The sequence below is a fragment of the Flavonifractor sp. DFI.6.63 genome, assembly GCF_024462255.1.
GTDB classification, from domain to species: domain Bacteria; phylum Bacillota; class Clostridia; order Oscillospirales; family Oscillospiraceae; genus Lawsonibacter_A; species Lawsonibacter_A hominis.
This window is the reverse complement of sequence record NZ_JANGBE010000157.1, coordinates 1-255: the sequence shown is the minus strand read 5'-3', so window position 1 is coordinate 255 and position 255 is coordinate 1. Positions and strand designations below refer to the sequence as shown.

The window sequence follows — 255 nt, the reverse complement described above, 5'->3', positions numbered from 1 at the left end:
CTGTTTTCCGCTTCCAGCTTCCGCAGCTTTGCCGCAGCTTTTTCCTCCTCGTTGTATTCGGCAGGAGAGCGGCGTTTCCCCCGGCGGTCAAGCAACCCGGCTTCTCCCTGCTCCTGATATTTTTTGATCCAGTTATAGATCTGCTGGTAGGTGATTTTGTACTGCTCGCTGGCCTGCCGGTAATCCAACCGGTGCCCGATGCAATATAACACTGCCTGCAATTTTTCTTCGTACGATAATTTCTTCTTTTCGGCC

At 51.8% G+C, this 255-nt stretch carries 1 protein-coding gene; it reads right to left on the bottom strand.

From position 1 onward, the window contains the following. Positions 1–212 (bottom strand): helix-turn-helix domain-containing protein (locus NE547_RS18735; protein WP_256176653.1); only part of this gene is annotated, 212 nt, incomplete at its 3' end. Positions 213–255 lie beyond the last annotated feature (43 nt).